We start from the raw sequence: 23270 nt of genomic DNA on the forward strand, positions 1-23270 counted from the left end.
CCCTCGATGGGGGAGAGGACGCTTCCTCCCTCCGCGGTCGCCTGCATCAGACCCGTTGACGTGAGAGCTGGACCGCCAGGATGCCCACGGCGATGATCCCGACGCCGAGGATATCGAGCGGGCCGAGCGCCTCTCCCAACAGCAGCGCCGCAATCACCACGCCCAAAAACGGGTTGAGAAAGTGGAACGTGGCAGCGCGGGTCGCCCCGATCCGGTTGACCAGCCAGAACCACACGAAGGTGGCGGCCAGTCCCGGGACCAGCGTCGTGTAGGCAAAGGCCGCCGCCAGTGGCCAGCTGGGGGTCATCCGCGGTGTCTCCAGTACCGCAGTTGCCAGCGCGAGCGCGGCGCAGCCCACGAGCATCTGCAGCCCCACCACCATCAGGAAGTTGCCGCCCGAGGTCGCGCCCCGCACCGACAGCGTCGCCACGGTCAGCGCCACCACCCCCACGCCGCAAAGGGCCAGTCCCTGCAGGCTGATCCCGCCGGTGATCCGGCTGCCCATGATCAGCGCGACACCCGCCAGCCCGGCGAGCAATCCGGCGATGGCCAGCGGCTTCAGCCGGTCACCGAGAAAGACCCAGCCCGCCAGCGCGACCAGCAGCGGCATGGTGGAGGCGATGATGGCCGCCACCGATGCAGGCACCGTCTGCATGGCGACAAAATTCGTGCCGAGATAAACGGCGTTCTGCAAGATGCCAAAGACGATCGTCGCGCGCCACTGCGCGGGCGTGAGCCGCCAGGACTGCCCCAGCCACCAGCGCGCCACCGCGATGCCGATCAGCCCTGACAGCAGATAGCGCAGGGTCAGCGCCGCCAGCGGCGAGGCATCGGCCACGATCACGCGTGCGGAGGTAAAGGCCGAGGACCACATCACCGCAAAGGCGAGCCCGGCGAGCACTGCGCGGATGTCCATGGGAGCCTTTCTGCGGTCATGGTCTGGTGCCGGGACCATTTCCTACTTCCCCGCAGAGGGCAAGGCAGCCCCGACCCCGTGGACAATCCCGCCCGGCTCGCTAGAGTTCGCGCATAGGTTACCCTCAGGACGGAGAGATCCCATGGCCGAGACCCTGCTTGACGACACCAGTGCCGCCCCCGAGAAGTCCGACGCGGGTCGGATCGAGGCGCTGTTTTTCAAAAGCCGCAACGTGATCATCGCGGGCGAGATCAACGACAAGCTGGCGCAGCGCACCGTGACGCATCTGCTGGCGCTGGCCGAGGAAAGCGACGACCCGATCAACGTCTATATCTCCTCGCCCGGCGGGCATGTGGAGAGCGGTGACATGGTGCATGACGTGATCAAGTTCATCCGCCCCACGGTGCGGGTCATCGGCTCCGGCTGGGTGGCGAGCGCGGGGGCGCTGATCTTTGTCGGTGCGGCCAAGGAGAACCGCTATTGCCTGCCCAACACGCGGTTTCTGCTGCACGAGCCGCGCGGCGGTATCGGCGGTCAGGCCACGGATATGATGATCCAGGCAGAGCAGATCCGCATCATGCGTGAACGGTTCCACACTCTGTTTGCCGAGGCCACCGGCCAGACACCCGACAAGATCGCAGAGGACATGCACCGGGACTTCTGGCTGACCACCGATGAGGCGCTGGACTACGGTCTTGTGGGCAAGGTGATCTCCTCCATCGGCGAGCTGGGCTAGGCGCCACATGATACCGGGGGATGTTCTGGCCATCTTCGTGATGGCTTCGGTCGCACTGGCGCTCGCCCCCGGTCCGGACAACATATTTGTGCTGACGCAAGCGGCACTCGCGGGTCGGCTCGCGGGCGTTCTGGTCACGCTGGGGCTCTGCGCAGGTGTCATGGTGCACACGGTGCTGGTGGCGCTTGGGGTGGCAGCGATCTTTGCCACCTCGCCACTGGCCTTCACGGTGCTGAAGCTTTTGGGGGCCGGGTATCTGCTTTATCTCGCATGGGGCGCATTCCGGGCCGGTGCCGGTCAGGTCGGGGCGGGTGCGGCCCCTTTGAGCGGGCCTGCGCTGGTGCTGCGCGGTGTGGTGATGAATGTGACGAACCCTAAGGTCGCGATCTTCTTTCTGGCCTTTCTGCCGCAGTTCGCGGATCCGGCGCGCGGCCCGGTGACCCGGCAGATCGTCCTTTTCGGTCTGGTCTTCGCGCTTTGTGCTTTCGCGATCTTTTGCGCTGTGGCGCTGGCCGCCGGGTCGCTGGGGGCGTGGCTGCGCCGGACACCGCGCGCCCAGGTGATCATCAACCGGTTGGCGGGGGCCGTGTTTGTGGGGTTGGCGCTGCGGCTTTTGGTCGTGGAGCGCGGCACCAGTTAGCGTACCCAAGCCGCCCGCAGCTGTGCTAGGCTCATGCCCGGGACCTGCAGGGAGAGGCCGATGACAAAGATATCCAACAAAGCCTACGAGGCCGAGCTTGCACGGCTGCAGATCGAGTTGGTCAAGCTGCAGGAATGGGTCAAGCACAGCGGTGAGCGGATCGCCATCGTCTTTGAAGGGCGGGATGCGGCGGGCAAGGGCGGCACGATCAAACGCATCACCGAGGCGATGAACCCGCGCATCTGCCAGGTGGTCGCCCTGCCGGCCCCCACCGAGCGGCAGAAGTCGCAGTGGTATTTCCAGCGCTACGTGGAGCATCTGCCCGCGGCGGGCGAGATCATCATCTTTGACCGCTCGTGGTACAACCGTGCGGGCGTCGAGCGGGTGATGGGCTTTTGCACCGAGCACGAATACCGTGAGTTCATGCGGTCCTGCCCGGAGTTCGAGCGGATGCTGGTGCGCTCTGGCATCCGGTTGATCAAGTACTGGTTTTCGGTCAGCGACGAAGAGCAGGAACGCCGCTTTCAAAAGCGCCGCACCCATCCCACCAAGCGCTGGAAGCTGAGCCCCATGGATCTGGAAAGCCGCAAACGCTGGGTCGATTACTCCAAGGCGAAAGACGACATGTTCGCCCATACGGACATCAAGCAATGCCCGTGGTATGTGGTGGAATCCGACATCAAGAAACACGCGCGGCTCAACTGTATCAGCCATCTGCTGTCGCTCATTCCCTACGAGGATATTCAGGCGGATGAGATCGTGCTGGAAGAGCGCCCGCCGCAGCGCGGCTATGTCCGTCCGCCCATGGCCGATCAGACCTTTGTGCCCGATGCGCATGCGACCTTGCTCAAGGGGGCGTGACGGGCGGGCGGTACACAATGATCGCTGAATGCAGGGTGCCGACACCATAAGGAGCCTGACGTGAAAGCCTATGACCTGATCATCATGCCGGGCCGGTCCCCTCGCGATGCCGGTATGCAGGGCTGGTGCTTTGGCCTGCCGCCGGGAATTGAGCCGGAGCAGTGGCCGCTGGACCCCTGCTCGGGTTATCCGCTCTGCCATGGCTTTACGCTGCGCTTGCCGGAGGAGTACCGCATCCACGGCCCGGAGATCGTGGGTTTGAGCTTTTTCGCGGTGGCGGCGGAGCATAACGACGGCGCACCGGTGACAACACCCCGTCTGGCGAATACGATCCTGAATCCGCCTCCACAGCCACCGGCCGAGCGCGCGCTGCTGCCCTTCTGGACCCATGCGATGAATGCACACCCACGGCTCGCGCGCATGACGGATATCCTTGGCTGTGCCTATGCGATGATCCTTCTGACCGAAGCCGAGCTCGATGGCCCCTTCTGTGACGTGCCAGAGGTCATCGACAGTCCGCTTTTGCGTCCGACGCCCACGCCGGGCTGGATCAGCATGGAGGCGACCTCGACCTGGACAAATATCTATCTGAGCGCTGCCGGTCGGCTCCCCTCCAGAGGAGACGTCACGGCGCGCGCAGAAGCAAGCGCCGTCGCTTTTGTCAAAAAACCACGACTGACCGACCCGAACGCGGGCAAAGCAGTGACGGATCCATCGTATGAAGATCGGCTGACAGAGACATTCGCGCTTAAGCCGTGGCTGCAGGATCTTGCTGTGAACCACATTGGCGGCACGATGGATGCCGTCCAAGCGGAGCCGTCTTTCGGGCGGCATTACATCGGGTTCGACGAATTCTTCGGCGGGTTCAATTTCGGAGGTGGCACGGCGCAGCTCGATTTCGAGCAAATGGCCATCAACTGGAGCTGCGGGTAGCGGCGGGGTGCCCCCGGCCATGGGCCGGGCAGCGCCCGACCCTCCTCGATGGAGGAGAGGGGGCTTCCCCCCCCCGGGGGGCCGCAGTCCAGCGCGACGGTTTGTGGAAACATGGGATGGCCGAGATCACGCCTGCACGATTGCAGCCCGGTCCATCGCACAGATCCCGCGCATGAAAAAAGGGCCGCCCGGAGGCGACCCTGAACAGTCCCAGTGATCGGGCGATTAGCCGTTCACACTGTCCTTGAGCGCTTTGGCGATGGTCATCTTGACCACCTTGTCCGCGTCTTTCTTGAATTGCTCGCCGGTGGCAGGGTTGCGCACCATGCGCTCGGGGCGCTCGCGGCAGTAGATCTTGCCCACACCGGGCAGCGTCACCGCGCCACCGCCGGAGACTTCCTTGGTGATCAGGTTGCAGACCGCATCCAGTGCCGCGCCCGCGGATTTCTTATCCGTGTCCATTTCGTCAGCCAATGCCGCCACGAGTTGGGTCTTTGTCATTGGTTTCGCCATCTTGTTTTTCTCCTTCACTGCCCGAAGAATTGGGCCTCATGCCCGAAATCTACCCGGATGTTGTGTATGAACACAACGATTAGTAGAGCATTGCAAGGAAAAACATGCAGAAAAACCCTATTTTATTGGGTTTTCGGCTTTCAGAGGAAGGCAGTCTCCTCAAAGGAGCGTAGTTTCCGGCTGTGGATGCGCTCCAACGGCATGTCGCGTAGCTGCTCCATGGCGCGGATCCCGATCATCAGATGGCGCGCAACTTGCGTCTTGTAGAAGTCCGATGCCATGCCCGGCAGCTTTAATTCGCCGTGCAGCGGTTTGTCCGAGACACACAGCAGCGTGCCGTAGGGCACCCGGAACCGGTAGCCATTGGCGGCGATCGTGGCGCTCTCCATGTCCAGCGCCACCGCGCGGGACTGGCTGAGCCGCTGCACGGGACCCGACTGGTCGCGCAGCTCCCAGTTGCGGTCGTCGTGGGTGGCGACCGTGCCGGTGCGCATGATGCGCTTGAGCTCGTAGCCTTCCAGATTGGTGACCTGTGCCACGGCCTTTTCCAGCGCGATCTGGATCTCGGCCAGCGCCGGGATGGGCACCCAGGGCGGCAGATCATCGTCGAGCACGTGATCCTCGCGCAGATAGCCGTGGGCGAGGACGAAATCGCCCAGAGCCTGTGAGTTGCGCAGCCCCGCACAGTGACCCACCATCAGCCACGCATGCGGGCGTAGCACGGCGATATGGTCCGTCGCCGTCTTGGCGTTCGACGGCCCGACCCCGATGTTGACCAGCGTGATCCCGGAGCTGTCCTCGCGTTTGAGGTGATAGGTGGGCATCTGCGGTGTCTTGATCGGGTCGGCGAGCGGTTGGTCCCCGGCGGTGATGGTGGCGTTATCGGTGGAGACGAATTCGGTATAGCCCGAGGTTGGATCATCCAGCTGGGCGCGGGCGTAGGCCTCGAACTCCGATACGTAGAACTGATAGTTGGTGAACAGCACGTGGTTCTGGAAGTGCTGTGCGTCGGTCGCCGTATAGTGGCTGAGCCGAGCCAGCGAATAGTCCACCCGTTGCGCCGTGAAAGGCGCCAGCGGGCCAACACCATCGGCGGAGACATGGGTGCCGTTGACGATGTCGTCATTGGTGGTGTTGAGATCCGGCACGTCAAAGACATCGCGCAGTGTGAAGTCGGCTGCGCCTTCCTGCGGCACGGTCATCGTCGCATCATGGGCGACGGCGAAATGCACGGGCATGGGCGTTTCCGACGGACCGATGCTGACAGGCTGGCCGTGGTTCTCGATCAGCAGACCGATCTGCTGGGTCAGGTAGTTGCGGAAGAGATCGGGCCGGGTGATCGTGGCGCGGAACGTCCCGGGTGCCGAGACGTGGCCGAAGCTCAGCCGCGTGTCCACCTGCGCATAGGAGGATGTCCGGAAGAGCACCTGCGGGTAGAAGGCGCGGATGCGGCCCGCGGGCGCACCCTCCGCCATGGCGGTGACGAAGTGCTCGCAGAGGAACTGCGTGGCCTGCGTATAAAGCTCCTCCAGCCGGGCGACGGCGGCGGCGGGATCCATGAAGTCCTGCGCTTCGGGGGTGTCTGGGGTCAAGGTATCGGTCATGAGAGAGGTTCCACCACGGGAATGAATTCAAAGCTGCGCACATCCACGAGGCCAAGATCGGAAATGCGCAGTTCGGGGATGACCACAAGGGCCAGCAGGGAGTGTTGCATATAGGCGTTGTTCAGCGTGCAGCCGCAGGCGCGCATTGCCGCCATCATCCGCTCGGCGGCGGCTGCGACCTCGGCTGCGGGGCGGTCGGACATGAGCCCTGCGATGGGCAGCTCTACCAGGGCCAGCTCTTCGCTGTCCTTAAAGATCACGATGCCGCCGCCGACTTCGCCCAGCCGGTTGGCGGCCAGCGCCATCTGCTGGTCATCAGTGCCCACGACGATCATGTGGTGGCTGTCGTGTGCCACCGTCGAGGCCATCGCCATGGGACCTTCGTAACCGAAGCCCGAAACAAAGGCGTTGGTGACGGCGCCCGTGGCGCGGTGGCGCTCGACCAGGGCGATCTGACAGACCTCACCGGTTGCTTGAACACGGCCGTCGGTCACCGGCAATTCGAATTGCCGGGCCTGCGTCGGGGCCTGGTTCTCCACCACCCCGATGACATTGGCGCGCACCGCATTGGCCCCCGCGGGGGAAGGGATTTCGAAATCCCTTCCGCTCAGCGTCTTGCCCAGCCGAACCGTCGCGCGGGCAGGGGCGGGCCAGTCGTAATGCGGGCAGTCCACCAGGCATTCACCCTCCTGCGCGACGATCTGACCCCGGGCGATCACCGTCTCGATGGGCAGCGTGTCCAGATCGGAGGTCAGGATCACATCCGCCCGCCGCCCCGGTGTGATGGAGCCGATCTCCCGCTCCAGCCCGAAATGCGTCGCGGTGTTCACGGTGGCCATCTGCAGTGCGACCAGCGGATCGCAGCCGCAGGCTATTGCGTGCCGAACGACCCGGTTCATGTGACCTTCGTTCACGAGTGTGCCGGAGTGGCAATCGTCGGTGCACAGGATCATATTGCGCGGATCGAGGCCCTTTTCGGTCACCGCCGTGATCTGGCTTTCCACGTCGTACCAGGCCGAGCCCAGCCGGATCATCGACCGCATCCCCTGTCGCATGCGCGCAATGGCATCGGCCTCGCAGGTGCCCTCGTGATCATCCGCCGGACCGCCCGCCACGTAGCCTGCAAAGGCCGGGCCCAGATCGGGCGAAGCATAGTGCCCGCCCACAGTCTTGCCAGCTGCTTGCGTGGCGGCAATCTCGGCCAGCATTTTCGGGTCCGCCGCGGAGACACCGGGGAAATTCATCATCTCGCCCAGCCCGATGATGCCGGGCCAGCTCATCGCTTCGGCCACATCCTCGGGGGTGATCTCATAGCCCGTGGTCTCCATCCCCGGGGCGGAGGGCGCGCAGGAGGGCATCTGGGTGAAGATATTGACCGGCTGCAGGAGCGCTTCGTCATGCATCATGCGCACGCCCTCCAGCCCCAGCACATTGGCGATCTCGTGCGGGTCGGTGAACATGCTCGTGGTGCCGTGGGGGATCACCGCGCGGGCGAATTCCGCCGGTGTCAGCATGCCGCTTTCGATGTGCATATGCCCGTCGCAGAGGCCGGGGATCATGTAGCGCCCGTCTGCCTCGATCACCCGCGTGTCGGGGGCGGTGCAGTAGCCTGCATCCGGCACCACGCAAGCGATACGGCCCGCGGCGATGGCGATGTCATGTCCCTCCAGCACCTCGCGGGTGTGGACATTGACCCATTTGCCTGCGCGAATGACCGTATCGGCGGGCTGGCGGCCGGTGGCAACGGCGATGAGCGTCGTGGCCACCTCGGACCACGCGGGGAAGGGAGAGTGCGTCATGTCCTTCCGTGCCACGGGTTCGGAGGATGTTCAAGCGGGGAAGGCAGGCCATGGACTTCGAGACAGTATCGCCGGAGGATTTCGGCAAGAGCCTGCGCGGTATCGGGTTGAACCTGCTGGTGCGGGATGTCAGGGCGACCGCGGCGCTGCTGAGCTGCGTCTTTGACATGGGGGTGCACCGGGTGACGGCGGATTTCGCGATTGTCACCTACGGGGAGCAGGTGTTTCAGCTGCACAGCGACGGGACCTATCACGCCAATCCGCTTCTGGGGCTCCTGCCGGAGAACCCGCCGCGCGGGGCAGGTGCGGAAATCCGGCTCTATGACACCGATCCGGAGGAGGCCACGCGGCGGGCCGAGGCCAACGGCATGGTCGTGCTGCAAGCGCCCACCGACAAACCGCACGGGCTGAGGGAAGCCTATCTGCTGGATCCCGACGGCTACGCCTGGGTGCCGAGCCGACCGCTCTGAGACAGGTCGCGGTGGATTTGCGGGAACAGCCGGGGCGCGGGTCGCGTTAGGCTGGCATGCCTGCCGCTCCCAACCGCCCATCCCGCAGACCCGATCTGGTCTACTATCCCGACACTGCCCCGGGCATCCGTCGGCAACGGCGGGGCCGTGGCTTCAGCTACATCGCCCCCGATGGTACGACCATCGCCCGCGGGGCGGAGCGCCAGCGGATCGAGGCGCTGGCCGTGCCGCCTGCCTACTGCGACGTGTGGATCTGCCCCAAACCCGACGGCTACCTGCAGGCCACGGGCCGCGACGCCCGGGCGCGTAAGCAATACCGCTATCATCCGGATTGGACGGCCTACCGGTCGCTGCATAAATACGACCATCTGGCTGATTTTGGCGCGGCCCTGCCCCGGATCCGCCGGCGGATTCTGCAGGATCTCAAAGGCGATCCCGGCGACCGGGATTTCGCCATCGCGGCTGTGCTGGCGCTGTTGGACCGCGCCTCCATGCGGATCGGAAACCCGGAGTACGCCCGCGAGAACGGCACATTCGGGGCGACGACACTGAGGCCGCGCCATGTCTCGCTGTCGGGCAGCGAGATCAAGCTGCACTACCCGGCCAAGGGCGGGCACAAGGTGCGCAAGACCCTGCGCGATGCGACGTTGAACCGGACGCTCGCCCGGCTCGACGATCTGCCGGGCACGTCGCTGGTGGCCTGGGTCGACGAGGCGGGTGCACCCCATCAGGTGACCTCGGATGCGGTCAACACCCGTCTGGTGGATCTGACCGGTCAGGAGGCCGTGACCGCCAAAACGTTTCGCACCTGGAACGGCAGCGTCGCGGCGCTTGAGGCCGCACTGGGGCCCGGCAAACGCACCATAACGGCCATGGCCGAGGCTGCGGCGGCGCGGCTGCACAATACGCCCGCCATCGCGCGCAACAGCTATATCCATCCTGCGGTTACCGAACTGACCGACGAGGATGCGGGCGACCGGGTCGAGCGGCTGAAGGAGGTCGAGAGCCGGTCCGGCCTGCGCCGGGCCGAAGCACAGCTGCTGGCACTTCTACAGGGATAATCGCCCGCTGCCCTAACACGGCTGCTTTATCGGTGGCGGTGACACAGCGGGCATGGTTCAATTGGCGAAACTGAACCGAGGAGCACGCCATGAACATCCAGGAGAACCGCCCCAACATCGACCATGGGCGGGAGCGCTTGGATCTGGCTGCCGCCTTTCGCTGGACCGTGCGGCTCAACATGCACGAGGCGGTGGCGAACCATTTCAGCCTGGCCATCAATGAGGACGGGACGAAGTTCCTGATGAACCCCAACCAGATGCATTTTGCACGGATCCGTGCGTCTGACCTGATCGTTGTGGATGCGAATGACCCCGGAACACTGGAAGGACCGGATGCGCCCGATCCGACCGCCTGGGGGCTGCACGGCGGCTTGCACCGCCACTGCCCGCACGCGCGCTGTGCCATGCACGTTCACTCGCCGTATGCGACGGCACTCGCCACCCTGGCTGACAGCCGCCTGCCGCCCGTGGACCAGAATGCCTGCACGTTTTTCAACCGCGTGGTGGTGGATGAAAACTACGGTGGGCTGGCCTTTGAAGAAGAAGGTGAGCGCTGCGCGCAGCTTTTCGATGATCCCAAGAAGAAGGTCATGGTGATGGGCAACCACGGGGTCATGGTGATCGGCGACACGGTGGCCGATACCTTCAACCGGCTCTTTTACTTCGAGCGGGCCTGCATGACCTATATCCTTGCGCTGCAGACGGGCAAGCCGTTGCGGGTGCTGCCTGATGCGGTGGCCGAGAAGACCGCACGGGAGCTGGAGAGCTACCCAGAACAGGACCAGCGGCATCTGGCGGAGTTGCGTGCCATTCTCGATGACGAAGGCAGCAACTACGCCAGCTGACCGGCGCCTCTTGAACCCCCGGGCGGCACGGCGCATTTTGAGCGGATGACGCGGACGCTTCTTTCCTTTGGACACGGTTTCAGCGCCCGGGCGCTGGCACCCCGGCTGCTTGACGCAGGTTGGCGCGTGATCGGCACCACACGCAGCGCCGAGAAAGCTGAAACCATCGCCCGAACAGGTGTCGAGCCGCTGATCTGGCCGGGGTCGGACCCAAGTGCTGCCATCGGGCAGGCGCAGGCCCTGCTGATCTCAGCCGGGCCAGGGCCGGACGGCGACCCGGTTCTGGCGGAACTTGAGGCGGACATTCGCGCTGCTGCGCAGAGGCTGGCATGGGTCGGGTACCTCTCCACCACGGGCGTTTACGGCGATCACGATGGCGGCTGGGTCGATGAGGCGACACCGCTGGCTCCTTCGACAAAGCGTGGTCAGGCGCGGGTCGCGGCAGAGACCGCTTGGCAGACGATCCCGGGGCTGCCGCTCCATATCTTTCGGCTGGCGGGGATCTACGGGCCCGGGCGCGGACCCTTTGCCAAGGTCCGCAACGGTACGGCTCGGAGGATCATCAAGAAAGGGCAGGTCTTCTCCCGCATCCATGTGGAGGATATTGCAACGGTGCTCGAAGCGTCCCTGGCGCAGCCCAACCCGGGGGCTGTCTACAACCTCTGCGACGATGACCCGGCGCCACCGCAAGACGTCATCGCTTACGCTGCCGAGTTGCTGGGCCAGCCGTTGCCGCCCGCGGTGGATTTCGAGACGGCGGAGATGACCCCGATGGCGCGGAGTTTTTACGCCGAGAGCAAGAAAGTGCGGAACGATCGCATCAAGGAGGAGTTGGGTATTGAACTGAGATACCCCACTTACCGAACGGGTCTGGAGGCCCTGCTGCGTGACGAAGACCCGAGCCCGGACATTCCAGCCCTTTGACGATTGGCCCATGACCCATCTGCTGGACGCTGTCGAGCGCGCGGCGGAGAGCCGTGAGGTCGAGATGGGCGATATTCTGTCCGAGATCGGTGATCGCACGATCACCCCCATCATCCTTGTGGTCGCGCTTTTGCTGGTCTCGCCGCTGTCGGGTATTCCCGGGCTGCCGACCCTCGGGGCGGTGATCATCATCATGCTGGCGGTGCAGGGGTTAATGGGGCAGAGGCTGTGGTTGCCGCGCAGGCTGATGCGGATCAGTGTCGCAGGGCCCAACCTGAAACGGGCCATCGGGTGGCTGCGGCGGCCCGCTGACTGGATTGACCGCAATTCCCATCCGCGGCTGCAGTATCTGACCCGGGGACCAATGCGCGCGCTGATCCTGCTGCAATGCGCGATCATCCCGTTGGGCTGGCCCGCGCTGGAGTTGCTGCCCGGTGTGACCTCTTTCGCGGCGGCAACCGTGGGCCTCTTTGCCTTCGGTCTGTTCGCGCGGGACGGGTACTACGTGATTGCGGGGTATGTCGGGATGGTGGCACTGCCGCTGTGCCTGTTCCTGCTGGCGCGCATGGCGGTGGCGTAAGGAATGATTCTAGCCGCCGCGTGAAGTTGTACCGGACCCGCGGGCGGCTTACGGACGCAAATCGCATCGGGCGGAGAAAACGGCGACGTTGTGGACCGGATCGCGGATGCGCGCAATGAGATGATATGTCTCCGTCCGGCGAGTTTATTGGATACGCTCAACCTCTGCAGACTTGCCAGACATACAACCACCTTGATGGGCGCACCGGAAAAATCTGAGGCTGATACCGTCACGCATCCAGCATCGCTGGAGGCCCGAACGCCAAGTGCTTCCGGGCCACCCTATCAGGCGTTGATCAAGCGCGTTTGTCGCTGATCGAGGCGACGCCCAGCACGTCCAGTACCTTGCGTTCTATGTGCTCGGCGTTCATGCCCGCGACCGCGTACATCTCGGCCGGGCTGGCCTGGTCGATGAAGATGTCGGGCAGGACCATGGAGCGGAATTTGAGGCCGGTATCAAACACCCCTTCATCCGCCAGAAGCTGGGCGACATGGCTGCCAAACCCGCCGACGGATCCTTCCTCGACGGTGATCAGCGCGTCATGATCTGCGGCCAGTTGCAGGATCAGATCGCGGTCCAGCGGCTTGGCGAAACGCGCATCGGCCACGGTCGGGGCAACCCCGCGGGCGGCCAAGGCTTCGGCGGACTTTTCCACTTCGGCCAGACGGGTGCCGAAAGACAGGATGGCCACGCCGGATCCCTCGCGGATCATACGGCCCTTGCCAATCTCCAGCACCTCGCCGCGCTCGGGCATCTCGACGCCGTTGCCTTCGCCCCGCGGAAAGCGGAAGGCGATGGGCCCGTCGTCATGGGCTGCGGCGGTGGCGACCATATGCTTCAGCTCGGCCTCATCTGCGGCGGCCATCACCACGAACCCCGGCAAGTTGGCCAGATAGGCGATGTCAAAGGCACCGGCGTGCGTCGCCCCGTCGGCGCCCACCAGACCCGCGCGGTCGATGGCAAACCGCACCGGTAACCGCTGGATCGCAACATCATGCACAACCTGATCGTAGCCCCGCTGCAGAAAAGTGGAGTACATCGCACAGAAAGGTTTGAGCCCGCCCGCTGCCAGTCCGGCGCTGAAGGTGACGCCGTGTTGCTCTGCGATGCCCACATCGAAACAGCGGCTGGGGTAGCGTTCGGCAAAAAGGTTGAGGCCCGTGCCATCGGGCATCGCGGCTGTCACCGCGCAGATCCGGTCGTCGTCGGCGGCTTCCTGCAGCAGGCTGTCCGCGAAAACACGGGTGTAGCTGGGGGCGTTGGAGGGCGATTTCTTCTGCTTGCCTGTCACCACATCGAATTTCGCCGTGGCGTGGCCCTTGTCGCGCGCGGTCTCTGCGGGGCCGTAGCCCTTGCCCTTGCGGGTGATCGCGTGGATCAGAATGGGACCAGTGGCCCGCGCCTTGACCGTGCGCAGGACAGGCAGCAGCTGGTCCATATCATGGCCGTCAATCGGGCCGAGGTAGGAAAACCCCAGCTCTTCGAAGAGCGTGCCGCCAACCGCCATACCCTTGAGCATGTCCTTGGCGCGCTTGGCGCCCTCGCGGAAGGGTTCGGGCAGCAGGCTGACAGCCCCTTTGGCGGCGGCCTTGAGGTCCTGAAACGGCTCTTCGGCGTAAAGACGGCTGAGGTAGGAGGACATCGCCCCCGTGGGCGGCGCGATCGACATCTCATTGTCGTTCAGGATCACGATCATGCGCTTTTTCAGATGGCCCGCGTTGTTCATCGCCTCATAGGCCATGCCCGCGCTCATCGCGCCGTCACCGATCACCGCGATGGCATCGCCCAGACCTTCGGGCACCACACCGCCCAGATCCCGCGCCACCGCAAAGCCCAGAGCGGCCGAGATCGACGTGGAGCTGTGCGCGGCCCCGAAGGGATCGTAGGGAGATTCCTTGCGCTTGGTGAACCCGCTCAGCCCGTCTTTCATGCGCAGGGTGCGGATGCGGTCGCGCCGTTCTGTCAGGATCTTGTGGGGATAGCACTGGTGGCCCACGTCCCAGATGATCTTGTCCCGCGGTGTGTCAAAGACCGCGTGTAGCGCCACGGTCAGCTCCACCACGCCGAGACCCGCGCCCAGATGCCCGCCGGTGACGGAGACGGCCGAGACCGTCTCGGCCCGCAGCTCATCTGCCAATCGCCGTAACTCCGGGTCGCTCAGCGCTTTGAGGTCCGCAGGGCGCCGGATGGTGTCGAGCAGGGGGGTGTCAGGTCGGTCGAGGCTCATGGGTTCCCCTTCTCAATTCACGCGGGCGAGCACGAAGCGTGCTGCATCTTGTAACGTTTCGGCCTGCGGGCCGTAACCCGCGACGCTGTCGCAGGCGGTCTCGATCAGGTCCGCGGCGCGGCGTTCCGCCCCCTCCAGCCCCAGCAGGGACACGAAAGTCGCTTTGCCTGCGCGGGCGTCCTTGCCCACGGCCTTGCCAACGGTAGCGGTATCACCCGTCACGTCCAGCACGTCATCGGCAATCTGGAACGCAAGGCCAAGCGCCCGGGCGTAGGCCTGCAACGGGCCGGGATCGGCCTCCGCCAGCACCGGGCCCGCGGTCGCCGCCCATTCGATGAGCGCGCCTGTCTTGCCCCGTTGCAAGGCGCTGATGTCTTCCAGCGTCAGCGGATCCTTCGCCGTCTCCGCCGCAATGTCGAGCGCCTGGCCCAGCACCATGCCCGCAGCACCGCTGGCCCGTGAGAGGCGCAGGGCAAGCTCAGCCCGGACCTGTGGCTTGGGGCTGGCCTCGGGCCGGGTGACCAGCTCGAACGCGAGGGTCTGGAGCGCGTCGCCCGCCAGCACCGCGGTTGCTTCATCCCATTTGCGGTGCACCGTGGGTTGGCCGCGGCGAAGATCATCGTCGTCCATGCAGGGCAGATCGTCATGCACGAGGCTGTAGGCGTGCAGCGCCTCGATGGCGGTTGCCGGCAAGATCGCGCCTGTGGCGTCGATGCCATGCAGCCGCGCGCTTTCCAGCACAAGAAAGCCCCGCAGGCGCTTGCCACCGCGGGTTGCATGCGCCATCGCATGGATCACCGGAAGGTCGTCGAATTGGTCCAGTACCGCATCGAACTGCGCCTGGATGGCCCGGGCGGCATCGCCCAGACGTGCGTCGAACATGATCTACAGCCCCTCGACCGGGGTCGTACCAGTGGGCGCACCGTCGCCGTCTAATGTGATGGCGGCGACCTTCTCTTCGGCTTCTTTCAGCTTGGTTTCGCAGCGCGCCTTGAGTGCCGCCCCGCGTTCGTAAAGCGCGATGCTCTCATCCAGCGCAACATCGCCACGCTCAAGCTGGCCCAGCACGGTTTCGAGCTCGGACATGGCCTGTTCAAAGCTCATCTGATCTACGGGCGTGTCGGTCATGGCGGGCAGCATCCTGTCGTTTATCAGCGCCTTCTCTAGCCCGTTTGGCCGGTCTGCACCAGCCCGACCGACCACAAGATCTACTCGGGTGCCAGCATATATCCCGCCCCGCGCACGGTCTGCAGATAGCGCGGTTGCTTGGGGTCTTCCTCGATCTTGCGACGCAGCCGGGTGATCTGCACATCCACCGCGCGCTCCTGCGCCTGACCGCGGTCGCGGCCCAGCTCTTCGACCAGTTTCGCGCGGCTGACGGGTTCATTGCAGCTGGCCGAGAAGATCTTCATCAACTGCATCTCGGTGGCCGTAAGCCGGACCAGTTCCTCGCCCTGCCACATCTCGCCGCGTTCCATGTCATAGCGGATGGTCCCGAGCGCCAGCACCTTGGGTGTCGTCTGATCGCCGATCACCTCGGGCACCCGCCGCAGGATCGCGTTGATCCGCAGCAGCAGCTCTTTTGGCTCGAAGGGTTTGGACAGGTAGTCGTCAGCCCCCGCTTCCAGCCCCTCGATCCGGTTGTTCGTCTCCCCTTTGGCGGTCAGCAGCAGGATGGGGACGCTGCGCTCCTCCCGGAGCGATTTCGTCAGCGCCAGACCATCCTCGCCGGGCATCATCACGTCAAGGACGATCAGATCGAAGTCGAGCCCTGACAGGATGCGCCGCGCGTGGGCGGCATCGCGGGCGGCGGTGACCAGAAAGCCGTGGCGCATCAGGAACTTCTGCAGCAGCATCCGGATACGCTCGTCATCGTCGACGATCAGCAGATGGGCATCCATATCGCTCATGTGCCGCTGTCCCGCAGGCGGCCGTAGGCGCCGCGCATTTCCTTGTCCATCATCGCCTCCAACACCGTGCGGAACCCCGAGACAGCCTCCGGGCCTGCGTCGCGGTACGCGGCCCGCATCCTTGCTCTTTGCGCGTCCGACAGTTTTTGTTCCAACGCTTTGCCGTCGGGTGTCAGAAACAGATGGCGTTCGCGCCGGTCGGCTTGGCCGACCTTGCTCTCAACCAGACCATCCGCAATGAGCGTACGCAACACACGGTTAAGCGATTGTTTCGTGACCCCCAGAATATTCAGTAGATTGTTGACGGTCGTGCCCGGTGCGCGGTTGACAAAATGCATCGCCCGGTGGTGCGCGCGACCGTAGGCCAGATCGCTCAGGATCCTGTCGGGGTCCGCCGTGAACCCGCGATAGGCAAAGAACATTGCCTCGATCCCCTGTCTGAGCTGCTCGTCTGTCAGAAAGAGCAGGCTTTCGCCTCCATGGGCCGAAGACATACGCCCATTCGCCATTTCTTGCCTCGGTGTTCTTAGTGCGTTTGACGGAAACTATACGTCAGTGTTGTTGACATTCCAAGAGGTGACCGCTAGGGATTCTCATCTTTTGCGTAACTTTATGTCCGTTTCGGACGTATATGGCGCAACTTTTGGAAATCCGGTAGGGATGTTGGGAAGGAAAAGACGATGGTTGGCGGTTATGATGATCGGGACGGGTTGATCTGGATGGACGGTCGGATGACCGACTGGCGCGATGCCAATGTCCACATCCTCACCCACGCGATGCACTATGCGTCCTCGGTGTTCGAGGGCGAACGCGCTTACAACGGCAAGATCTTCAAGAGCCGCGCGCATTCGGAACGGCTGCATTTCTCCGCCGGAGAGCTGGATTTCGATATCCCCTACACCGTCGATGAAATCGAGGCCGCCAAACAGCAGGTGCTGACGGCCAATGGCTTGACCGATGCCTACGTGCGCGCCGTGGCCTGGCGCGGGGCAGGGCCCGACATGGGGGTCGCTTCGGCGCGCAATCCGGTACATCTGGCCATCGCCGCCTGGGAGTGGGGCAGCTATTATGGCGACGCCAAGTTCAAGGGCGCCAAGCTGGACATCGCCAAATGGAAGCGCCCCAGCCCGGAGACGATCCCCGTGCATGCCAAGGCTGCCGGGCTCTACATGATCTGCACGACCTCGAAACACGCAGCAGAGGCAAAGGGATGCTCGGACGCGCTCTTTATGGACTATCGCGGCTATGTGGCGGAGGCGACGGGGGCCAACATCTTCTTCGTCAAGGATGGCGAGGTGCATACGCCTGATCCCGATTGCTTTCTCAACGGGCTGACGCGGCAGACTGTCATCGGCATGCTCAAGGATCGCCAGATCAAGGTGCACGAGCGGGTGATCATGCCTGAGGAACTGGAAAGCTTTGAGCAGTGCTGGCTGACGGGGACCGCCGCAGAGGTTACCCCCGTGGGGCAGATTGGCGACTACAACTTTGAGGTTGGCAGCCTGACCCGCAGCATCGCGGAGGATTACGAGAAGCTGGTGCGCAGCTGACCCTGTGCCAATCCGGAGGGCGGCGCTTGGCATCGACATGCGTAGCCTCCGGACGGGCGGAAGGTTGAAACTCTTCCAAGATTGAAGCTCAAAGGTCTTTTTCAGGAGGCGAATTTCGACGAAAGTGACCTTGGTCACAGTGGCGACCCATGCTCTGGAGTATGGCCTTGCCGACGTGATTGCGCTTGGGGGAGCAAAAGTCGATGGAACGTTTCGGGCTGTTTTTCGTCAAAAGGCCGTCGATACTGATCGTTCTGGTGCTGGTCGCCTTGGTGGGTTTGCCGTTTGCGATCTGGCTGGATCTCAAGAACCTGTCGGATGAGACCCTGAAACGGCAGGCCAAGAGCCTCAACGGTGTGATTACCAACGTGCGGTCCTACTATGCCACCAATGTGGTCGGGCGGGTGATCAGCACGGATGAAGAGACCCAGGCGCTGCACAACTATCTGGATGTGACAGGAGCCATTCCCATCCCCGCGACCCTGTCGCTGGAACTGGGGGCTGCCATTGGCGCGGCAGAGGGGGATGTGGCCTACCGTTTCGTGTCGGATTACACTTTTCGGGACAGACCGCCCCACACGTTGAGTGATTTCGAGCGGGATGCCTTGGTGCGTTTTCGCGATGAGGCCGATGCACCTGCCTGGGTGATCGAATCGACCGGCAGCATTTGGGACAGGCAGATCTCCTACGCCACACCGGTGGTGATGTCGGGGTCCTGCGTCAATTGCCACAACTCGCACCCTGAGAGCCCCAAGAAGGATTGGACAGTGGGAGACGTGCGGGCGCTGCAGACGGTGACCGTGCAGCAGCCGGTCGCGCTCAATATATGGTCGTTCAAATCCTTGCTGGTCTATTTTGCGGTTTCCGGCACCATCGGGATGCTTTTTGCCGGGGCGCAGTTTCGTCTGGCCGGGCGGTTTCGGCGGCTGAACGAAGAGCTGGCCGCGAACAATGAGTTTCTGGCCGGCGTCTCCCTGAAAATTTCCAAATACCTGTCGCCGCAGGTCTACCGGTCGATCTTTTCGGGAGAGAAAGACAGCACCATCTCAACCGAGCGCAAGAAGCTGACGGTATTTTTCTCTGACATCAAGGATTTTACCGCCACGACCGAGCGGATGCAGCCCGAAGAGCTGACCAATCTGTTGAATGAATATTTCACCGAGATGTCGGAGATTGCCGAGGCGCACGGCGCGACCATCGACAAGTTCATCGGCGATGCGATCGTGGCCTTCTTTGGCGATCCCGAGACCAAGGGCACGGCGGAGGATGCGCGCGCCTGCGTGCGCATGGCGCTGGCGATGCAGAAACGGCTGGCCGATCTGGGCACGGTCTGGCAGCTCAAAGGGCTGGAGCATCCGTTCAAGGCCAGGATGGGCATCAACACGGGCTATTGCAACGTGGGCAATTTCGGCTCTGAGGCGCGGATGGACTATACCATCATCGGGGCGGAGGCGAACCTCGCGGCACGGCTGGAGAGCATCGCGGAGCCCGGTGGCATCGTGCTGAGCTATGAGACCTACGCCCATGTGCGCGACATCGTGGAGGCCACGGCATCAGAGCCTGTGCATTTCAAGGGGATCGCGCGCGAGATCGTGCCCTACCACGTGAAAAACCTTGTCCCGGTAACGCCGATTTCGGCGATACAGGGGGTCGATGAGACGGGTCTTCTGACGCTCGATCTGGGGGCGCTGGACCCGGAGACGCGCGACAAGGTCCGCGACGCGATCCATGACGCCTTGAAGACCGGTTCGCCCGAGGGCGCGCGCCGAGGTTAGAAATCCACCCCGCGCTGCGCCTTGATCCCGGCGTTGTAGGGGTGTTTGACCTCCGTCATCTCGGTGACAAGATCGGCGTAGTCCATGAGCGCGGGTTTGGCGTCGCGCCCTGTCAGGATCACCCCGGTGCGCGCGTGCCGCTGGTCGAGGCTGTCGATCACCTCATACACATCGAGATAGTCATAGCGCAGCGCGATGTTGATCTCGTCCAATACGATTAAATCGTATTCCCCGCTCCGCATCATCGTCTCACCCTTGGCAAAGGCGGCCCGTGCCGCGGCGATGTCGCGGTCGCGGTCCTGGGTGTCCCAGGTGAAGCCCTCGCCCATGGTGTGCCAGGTGACCTCGCCCAGCTTGTCGAAGAAGCGCTTCTCACCGGTGATCCATTTGCCCTTGATGAACTGCACCGCGCCGACCCGCTGCCCCCAGCCGAGCGCGCGGATGATCACACCGAAGGCGCTGGAGGACTTGCCCTTACCTTTGCCGGTATGCACCAGCACCAGCCCGCGGTCCGGATCTTGGGCCTCGGCCACCTTGGCGCGGTGTTTGGCCTGCACCTTCTTCATCTCGTCTTTGTGGGTGTCTGCGTCGCTCATCCTCTGCCTCTCTGGTTCAAGGGGTGCCCGGGGGCGATTGATTTGGTTTCGACTTGCTGCGGTCAACCCCCAACTGGTGCTCGCGCCAGATGATGAGCACTCCGCCCGCGATCACGAGGCTGGCGCCGAGGATGATGGGGCCGGTGGGGACCTCACCGAAGGCCACATAGCCGATGACGCCCGCAAAGATCATCGAGGCGTAGTCGAAGGGGGCCAGCATCGAGGCCGCCCCGAACCGGTAGGAGGAGGTCACCATGATCTGCGCGACCCCGCCAATAAGCCCCGCCGTGATCAGCCAGTAGACCACGGACTGCGCGGGCCAGACCCAGACAAAGGCGGGATGATCGATGATCCAGCCCAAGGGCGCCGAGATCAGCGCCAGCACCGTCGCGGTGACCGAGAAATAAAAGACGATAGCCGCGGTATGGTCCGTCTGCACCAGACGGCGCACGTGAATCTGCACCAGCGCGCGCAGGATCGCGGCGATCAGCACGAGGATCGCCCCGAGTGTCGCGGCACGGGACAGATCGTCGCCCCCCACGCTCAACCGCGGTGCGATGACGATCAGCACGCCGAACAGACCGAGTGCCACCGCCGACAGCCGGATCAGCCGAATGCGCTCGCCCAGAAAAGCGGCTGCAAAGAGCACGGCGAAAAGAGGCGTCGCGTAGCCGATGGCGGTGACTTCGGGCAAGGGCAGCAGCCCCAGCCCCGCAAAGGTCAGCGCCATGGCTGACGTGCCGAAGACCCCGCGCCAGACGTGACCCATCAGGTTGGAGGGGATCAGCCCCTGGCGCAGTTGCCCGCGTTGTGCCAGCCAGAGCGCGATAACCGGGATCGCGAAGAGGGAGCGGAAAAACACCGCCTGTCCAGGGGGCACCGCGTCCGAGACGCCTTTGATGATCGCCGCCATCACCATGAACAGAAAGACCGCGCAAAGCTTGAGAGCGATTGCGCGGCCGGGGCGGTTCTGGGTCAGGTCTGCGGCCATGGCTTTCTCTTGCGCCTGTGGGGCGGAAAGATCAAGCCGTGCCAGCTACCCCAGAGCGGCGACGCCCAGAGGCACCGAGAATTTCAGGCACCAGATGTAGATTTCGTTATAGCTATCCGCATCGACGGAGGCCGGGACATGGTAGACCTGCGCGCCGTTGAGCTTTTTCAGCACGCCCAGATCGGCCTCTGCCGCGTAGGCGCCGTCCTTGCCGAAAGCGACACGCGGGTCCGGTGCGCCATCGAGCGAGAAATCGGCGGAGAGCGTGACGGTCGCGCTGCCGTCGCTGTGTTTTTCCACGGTGACGCTGCCGGTGGTGACATGGTCACTTTTGCCGGTGAAGGTGCCGCGGGTATCGGGTTCTGCCAGTGCGCCCGCGGCTGCGAGTGCGGTGAGCGCGATGACAAAGACAGCGGAGAGGAGGTTTTTCATGGGGGTGCCTTTCGGGTTCGTGTTGGTGTGACTCGGAGATATAGTTAGGAACCGAACGGTACAATACACGGTTGCGTGAGTTGTGTAACGGTCAGTTCCGAATTATAGGAACCCGGTGAAACAGGAGTGACCCATGGCCAGACCCCGTGCCTTTGACACCGAGGACGCATTGCGCCGCGCAACGGATGTGTTCTGGGAAAAGGGCTATCTTGACGCGTCTTTGCCGGATCTTCTGGACGGGATGGGGTTGACGCGGGGGAGCCTTTATAAGGCGTTCAAGGACAAAAAGAGTCTCTATCTGATGGTGCTTGCCCGCTATGAGGCAGAGGCCGTCGGGGCAGCGCAGGCCCGGCTGACGGACAGCACTGTCCCGGATGGGCGGGAGCGGATCATCGGCCTTTTCGATGCGCTCCGCAAAGCGGTCGCACACGGCGATACCCGGGGCTGTCTGCTCTGCTCTGCCGCGGCGGGTACGGAGATGTCCGATCCGGAGATCGCCGCCGCTGTGGAGGCTGGGCTCACCGGTATCCGCGATGGGCTGACTGCCGCCCTTGCCGCCTCGCCGGTCCATGCCGCTTGGTCAGAGCCTGCGCGCGAGGCACTCGCCAACGCGCTGCTGACCCACTATATCGGGCTGCGTGTCCTGGCTCGCTCGCGCTTGCCCTTGGGGATCGTGGAGCAGGCGGCGACAAGTGCGACCAGGCTCTTGACGATGGATCAGCCCCCGATGTGACCGCGGTTGCTGCCTACCTGACCGCGATGCAGCAACAGGTGATCCAGCAGGATACAGGCCATCATCGCCTCACCCACGGGCACCGCGCGGATACCGACGCAGGGATCGTGGCGACCCTTGGTGATGATCTCGGTCTCCTCGCCGTCCTTTGTGATGGTCCGCCGGGTTGTCAGAATGCTCGACGTGGGTTTCACCGCAAAGCGGACCACGATGTCCTGCCCGGTGCTGATGCCACCGAGAATACCGCCCGCGTGGTTGGAGGAATAGACCGGACCGTCCGGCCCCATGGTGATCTCGTCGGCGTTGAGCTCACCCGTCAGCATTGCCGCCGACATGCCTTCGCCAATCTCCACACCCTTGACGGCATTGATGCTCATCATCCCGGCGGCCAGATCCGTGTCGAGCTTGCCATAGATGGGCGCACCCAGACCCGCGGGAACACCGCGCGCGACCACCTCGATGACCGCGCCCACCGAACTGCCGGATTTGCGCAGACCGTCCAGATAGCCTGCCCATTCGGTAGCCGCCTGCGCATCGGGGACCCAAAAGGGATTGCGGTCGATCTCGTTCCAGTCAAAGCGGTCCCGGTCGATCTGATGCGGACCCATCTGGGTCATGTACCCCTTGATCTCGACACCCGCCACAAGCGCCGCGATGCCCGCGCGCGCTAGACCACCCGCCGCCACACGCGCCGCGGTTTCGCGCGCGCTTGATCTGCCGCCGCCGCGGTAGTCCCGCACGCCATATTTCTGGAAATAAGTAATGTCCGCGTGCCCTGGGCGGAACTTGTCCTTGATGTCACCGTAATCCTTGGAGCGCTGGTCGGTGTTCTCGATCATCAGCTGCACGGGGGTGCCCGTCGTCACCCCTTCGAAAACCCCTGACAGGATTTTCACCGCGTCGGCTTCGCGCCGCTGGGTGGTGTATTTGTTCTGCCCCGGTTTGCGCTTGTCGAGCCAGTGCTGGATCATCGCCGCGTCCACCGCCACGCCCGGCGGGCAGCCATCCACCGTTGCGCCCAACGCAGGACCATGGCTCTCGCCCCAGGTGGTCACGCGGAAGAGATGGCCAAATGTATTCATCGACATGACGTGGGCTCCTTTGGCCCGCTGATTACCGGGGTGGGAACCCCGCCTCAAGAGCTTATCGCTTGCCAAGACCGCACTGCGCATTT

General features: G+C 63.9%; 25 protein-coding genes. 12 read left to right on the forward strand and 13 right to left on the reverse strand.

Features of this window, described 5'->3' with window-relative positions:
* Positions 1–46 precede the first annotated feature (46 nt).
* The gene (locus Q1A53_RS20210; RefSeq protein WP_299970082.1) at positions 47–916 is read right to left on the reverse strand and encodes a DMT family transporter; all 870 of its coding nucleotides are present in this window, start codon (positions 914–916) and stop codon (positions 47–49) included.
* A 142-nt stretch (positions 917–1058) separates the two neighbouring features.
* Here Q1A53_RS20210 and Q1A53_RS20215 point away from each other — a divergent pair, with 142 nt between their 5' ends.
* The 4 genes from Q1A53_RS20215 to Q1A53_RS20230 are packed head-to-tail and all read left to right on the forward strand — an operon-like array spanning position 1059 to position 4086.
* Entirely contained in the window at positions 1059–1652 is a 594-nt protein-coding gene (locus tag Q1A53_RS20215; RefSeq protein WP_299970086.1) for an ATP-dependent Clp protease proteolytic subunit, read from the forward strand.
* Positions 1653–1659: 7 nt separating this feature from the next.
* Positions 1660–2292 (forward strand): LysE family translocator, encoded by a 633-nt coding sequence (locus Q1A53_RS20220; protein ID WP_299970089.1) that lies wholly within the window; start codon positions 1660–1662, stop codon positions 2290–2292.
* Between the two features lie 60 nt (positions 2293–2352).
* The gene (ppk2, locus tag Q1A53_RS20225; RefSeq protein ID WP_299970092.1) at positions 2353–3153 is read left to right on the forward strand and encodes a polyphosphate kinase 2; all 801 of its coding nucleotides are present in this window, start codon (positions 2353–2355) and stop codon (positions 3151–3153) included.
* Positions 3154–3213: 60 nt separating this feature from the next.
* Complete coding sequence (locus Q1A53_RS20230) at positions 3214–4086, forward strand: hypothetical protein (protein WP_299970095.1); 873 nt, start codon at positions 3214–3216, stop codon at positions 4084–4086.
* Between the two features lie 225 nt (positions 4087–4311).
* Here Q1A53_RS20230 and Q1A53_RS20235 read toward each other — a convergent pair whose 3' ends face one another.
* The 3 genes from Q1A53_RS20235 to ade form a co-directional block, all read right to left on the reverse strand.
* Complete coding sequence (locus Q1A53_RS20235) at positions 4312–4599, reverse strand: HU family DNA-binding protein (RefSeq protein ID WP_299970098.1); 288 nt, start codon at positions 4597–4599, stop codon at positions 4312–4314.
* Positions 4600–4739: 140 nt separating this feature from the next.
* Entirely contained in the window at positions 4740–6203 is a 1464-nt protein-coding gene (locus Q1A53_RS20240) for an AMP nucleosidase (protein ID WP_299970101.1), read from the reverse strand.
* A complete protein-coding gene (ade, locus tag Q1A53_RS20245; protein WP_299970102.1) occupies positions 6200–8002 on the reverse strand; it encodes an adenine deaminase in 1803 nt (600 codons plus the stop codon). The genes Q1A53_RS20240 and ade overlap by 4 nt, the downstream gene beginning before the upstream one ends.
* A 50-nt stretch (positions 8003–8052) precedes the next feature.
* Here ade and Q1A53_RS20250 point away from each other — a divergent pair, with 50 nt between their 5' ends.
* From Q1A53_RS20250 to Q1A53_RS20270, 5 genes are all read left to right on the forward strand, one after another.
* A complete protein-coding gene (locus Q1A53_RS20250) occupies positions 8053–8472 on the forward strand; it encodes a VOC family protein (RefSeq protein WP_299970104.1) in 420 nt (139 codons plus the stop codon).
* 56 nt (positions 8473–8528) lie between these two features.
* Positions 8529–9533, forward strand: a complete 1005-nt coding sequence (locus tag Q1A53_RS20255; protein WP_299970106.1) for a DNA topoisomerase IB — start codon at positions 8529–8531, stop codon at positions 9531–9533.
* A gap of 89 nt (positions 9534–9622) precedes the next feature.
* Positions 9623–10378, forward strand: coding sequence for a class II aldolase and adducin N-terminal domain-containing protein (locus Q1A53_RS20260; protein WP_299970107.1), 756 nt, complete (start codon positions 9623–9625; stop codon positions 10376–10378).
* Between the two features lie 45 nt (positions 10379–10423).
* On the forward strand, positions 10424–11302 hold the full coding sequence (locus Q1A53_RS20265; RefSeq protein ID WP_299970109.1) for an SDR family oxidoreductase: 879 nt from the start codon (positions 10424–10426) through the stop codon (positions 11300–11302).
* On the forward strand, positions 11265–11882 hold the full coding sequence (locus Q1A53_RS20270) for an exopolysaccharide biosynthesis protein (RefSeq protein WP_299970111.1): 618 nt from the start codon (positions 11265–11267) through the stop codon (positions 11880–11882). Before Q1A53_RS20265 ends, Q1A53_RS20270 begins: the two co-directional genes overlap by 38 nt.
* Positions 11883–12177: 295 nt before the next feature.
* Here Q1A53_RS20270 and dxs read toward each other — a convergent pair whose 3' ends face one another.
* From dxs to Q1A53_RS20295, 5 genes are all read right to left on the reverse strand, one after another.
* Positions 12178–14109 (reverse strand): 1-deoxy-D-xylulose-5-phosphate synthase, encoded by a 1932-nt coding sequence (dxs, locus tag Q1A53_RS20275; protein ID WP_299970113.1) that lies wholly within the window; start codon positions 14107–14109, stop codon positions 12178–12180.
* A 12-nt stretch (positions 14110–14121) separates the two neighbouring features.
* A complete protein-coding gene (locus Q1A53_RS20280; protein ID WP_299970114.1) occupies positions 14122–14991 on the reverse strand; it encodes a polyprenyl synthetase family protein in 870 nt (289 codons plus the stop codon).
* Between the two features lie 3 nt (positions 14992–14994).
* Positions 14995–15237: an exodeoxyribonuclease VII small subunit gene (locus Q1A53_RS20285; protein ID WP_299970116.1), complete on the reverse strand. Its 243-nt coding sequence runs from the start codon at positions 15235–15237 to the stop codon at positions 14995–14997.
* A gap of 80 nt (positions 15238–15317) precedes the next feature.
* The gene (locus Q1A53_RS20290) at positions 15318–16019 is read right to left on the reverse strand and encodes a response regulator (protein ID WP_299970118.1); all 702 of its coding nucleotides are present in this window, start codon (positions 16017–16019) and stop codon (positions 15318–15320) included.
* A complete protein-coding gene (locus Q1A53_RS20295; RefSeq protein ID WP_299970119.1) occupies positions 16016–16528 on the reverse strand; it encodes a MarR family transcriptional regulator in 513 nt (170 codons plus the stop codon). The genes Q1A53_RS20290 and Q1A53_RS20295 overlap by 4 nt, the downstream gene beginning before the upstream one ends.
* 171 nt (positions 16529–16699) lie before the next feature.
* Here Q1A53_RS20295 and Q1A53_RS20300 point away from each other — a divergent pair, with 171 nt between their 5' ends.
* A complete protein-coding gene (locus Q1A53_RS20300; protein ID WP_299970120.1) occupies positions 16700–17569 on the forward strand; it encodes a branched-chain amino acid aminotransferase in 870 nt (289 codons plus the stop codon).
* 203 nt (positions 17570–17772) lie between these two features.
* The gene (locus Q1A53_RS20305; protein ID WP_299970122.1) at positions 17773–19344 is read left to right on the forward strand and encodes an adenylate/guanylate cyclase domain-containing protein; all 1572 of its coding nucleotides are present in this window, start codon (positions 17773–17775) and stop codon (positions 19342–19344) included.
* On the opposite strand, the gene cobO is transcribed toward Q1A53_RS20305, so the two are convergent.
* From cobO to Q1A53_RS20320, 3 genes are read right to left on the reverse strand one after another with little or no spacing between them, the layout of a single operon-like run.
* Complete coding sequence (gene cobO, locus Q1A53_RS20310; RefSeq protein ID WP_299970125.1) at positions 19341–19940, reverse strand: cob(I)yrinic acid a,c-diamide adenosyltransferase; 600 nt, start codon at positions 19938–19940, stop codon at positions 19341–19343. The genes Q1A53_RS20305 and cobO overlap by 4 nt on opposite strands.
* A gap of 16 nt (positions 19941–19956) precedes the next feature.
* Positions 19957–20931, reverse strand: coding sequence for a DMT family transporter (locus Q1A53_RS20315; RefSeq protein ID WP_299970128.1), 975 nt, complete (start codon positions 20929–20931; stop codon positions 19957–19959).
* A 45-nt stretch (positions 20932–20976) separates the two neighbouring features.
* The gene (locus Q1A53_RS20320) at positions 20977–21363 is read right to left on the reverse strand and encodes a DM13 domain-containing protein (protein ID WP_299970130.1); all 387 of its coding nucleotides are present in this window, start codon (positions 21361–21363) and stop codon (positions 20977–20979) included.
* A gap of 133 nt (positions 21364–21496) precedes the next feature.
* On the opposite strand from Q1A53_RS20320, the gene Q1A53_RS20325 reads away from it, so the two are divergent.
* Positions 21497–22096, forward strand: coding sequence for a TetR/AcrR family transcriptional regulator (locus Q1A53_RS20325; protein ID WP_299970133.1), 600 nt, complete (start codon positions 21497–21499; stop codon positions 22094–22096).
* Here the strand turns inward: Q1A53_RS20325 and aroC are convergent.
* Entirely contained in the window at positions 22081–23184 is a 1104-nt protein-coding gene (aroC, locus tag Q1A53_RS20330) for a chorismate synthase (RefSeq protein WP_299970135.1), read from the reverse strand. The two genes, Q1A53_RS20325 and aroC, sit on opposite strands and share 16 nt — an antisense overlap.
* Between the last annotated feature and the right edge of the window lie 86 nt (positions 23185–23270).

It is taken from the genome of uncultured Roseobacter sp. (genome assembly GCF_947496515.1).
GTDB lineage: Bacteria > Pseudomonadota > Alphaproteobacteria > Rhodobacterales > Rhodobacteraceae > Roseobacter.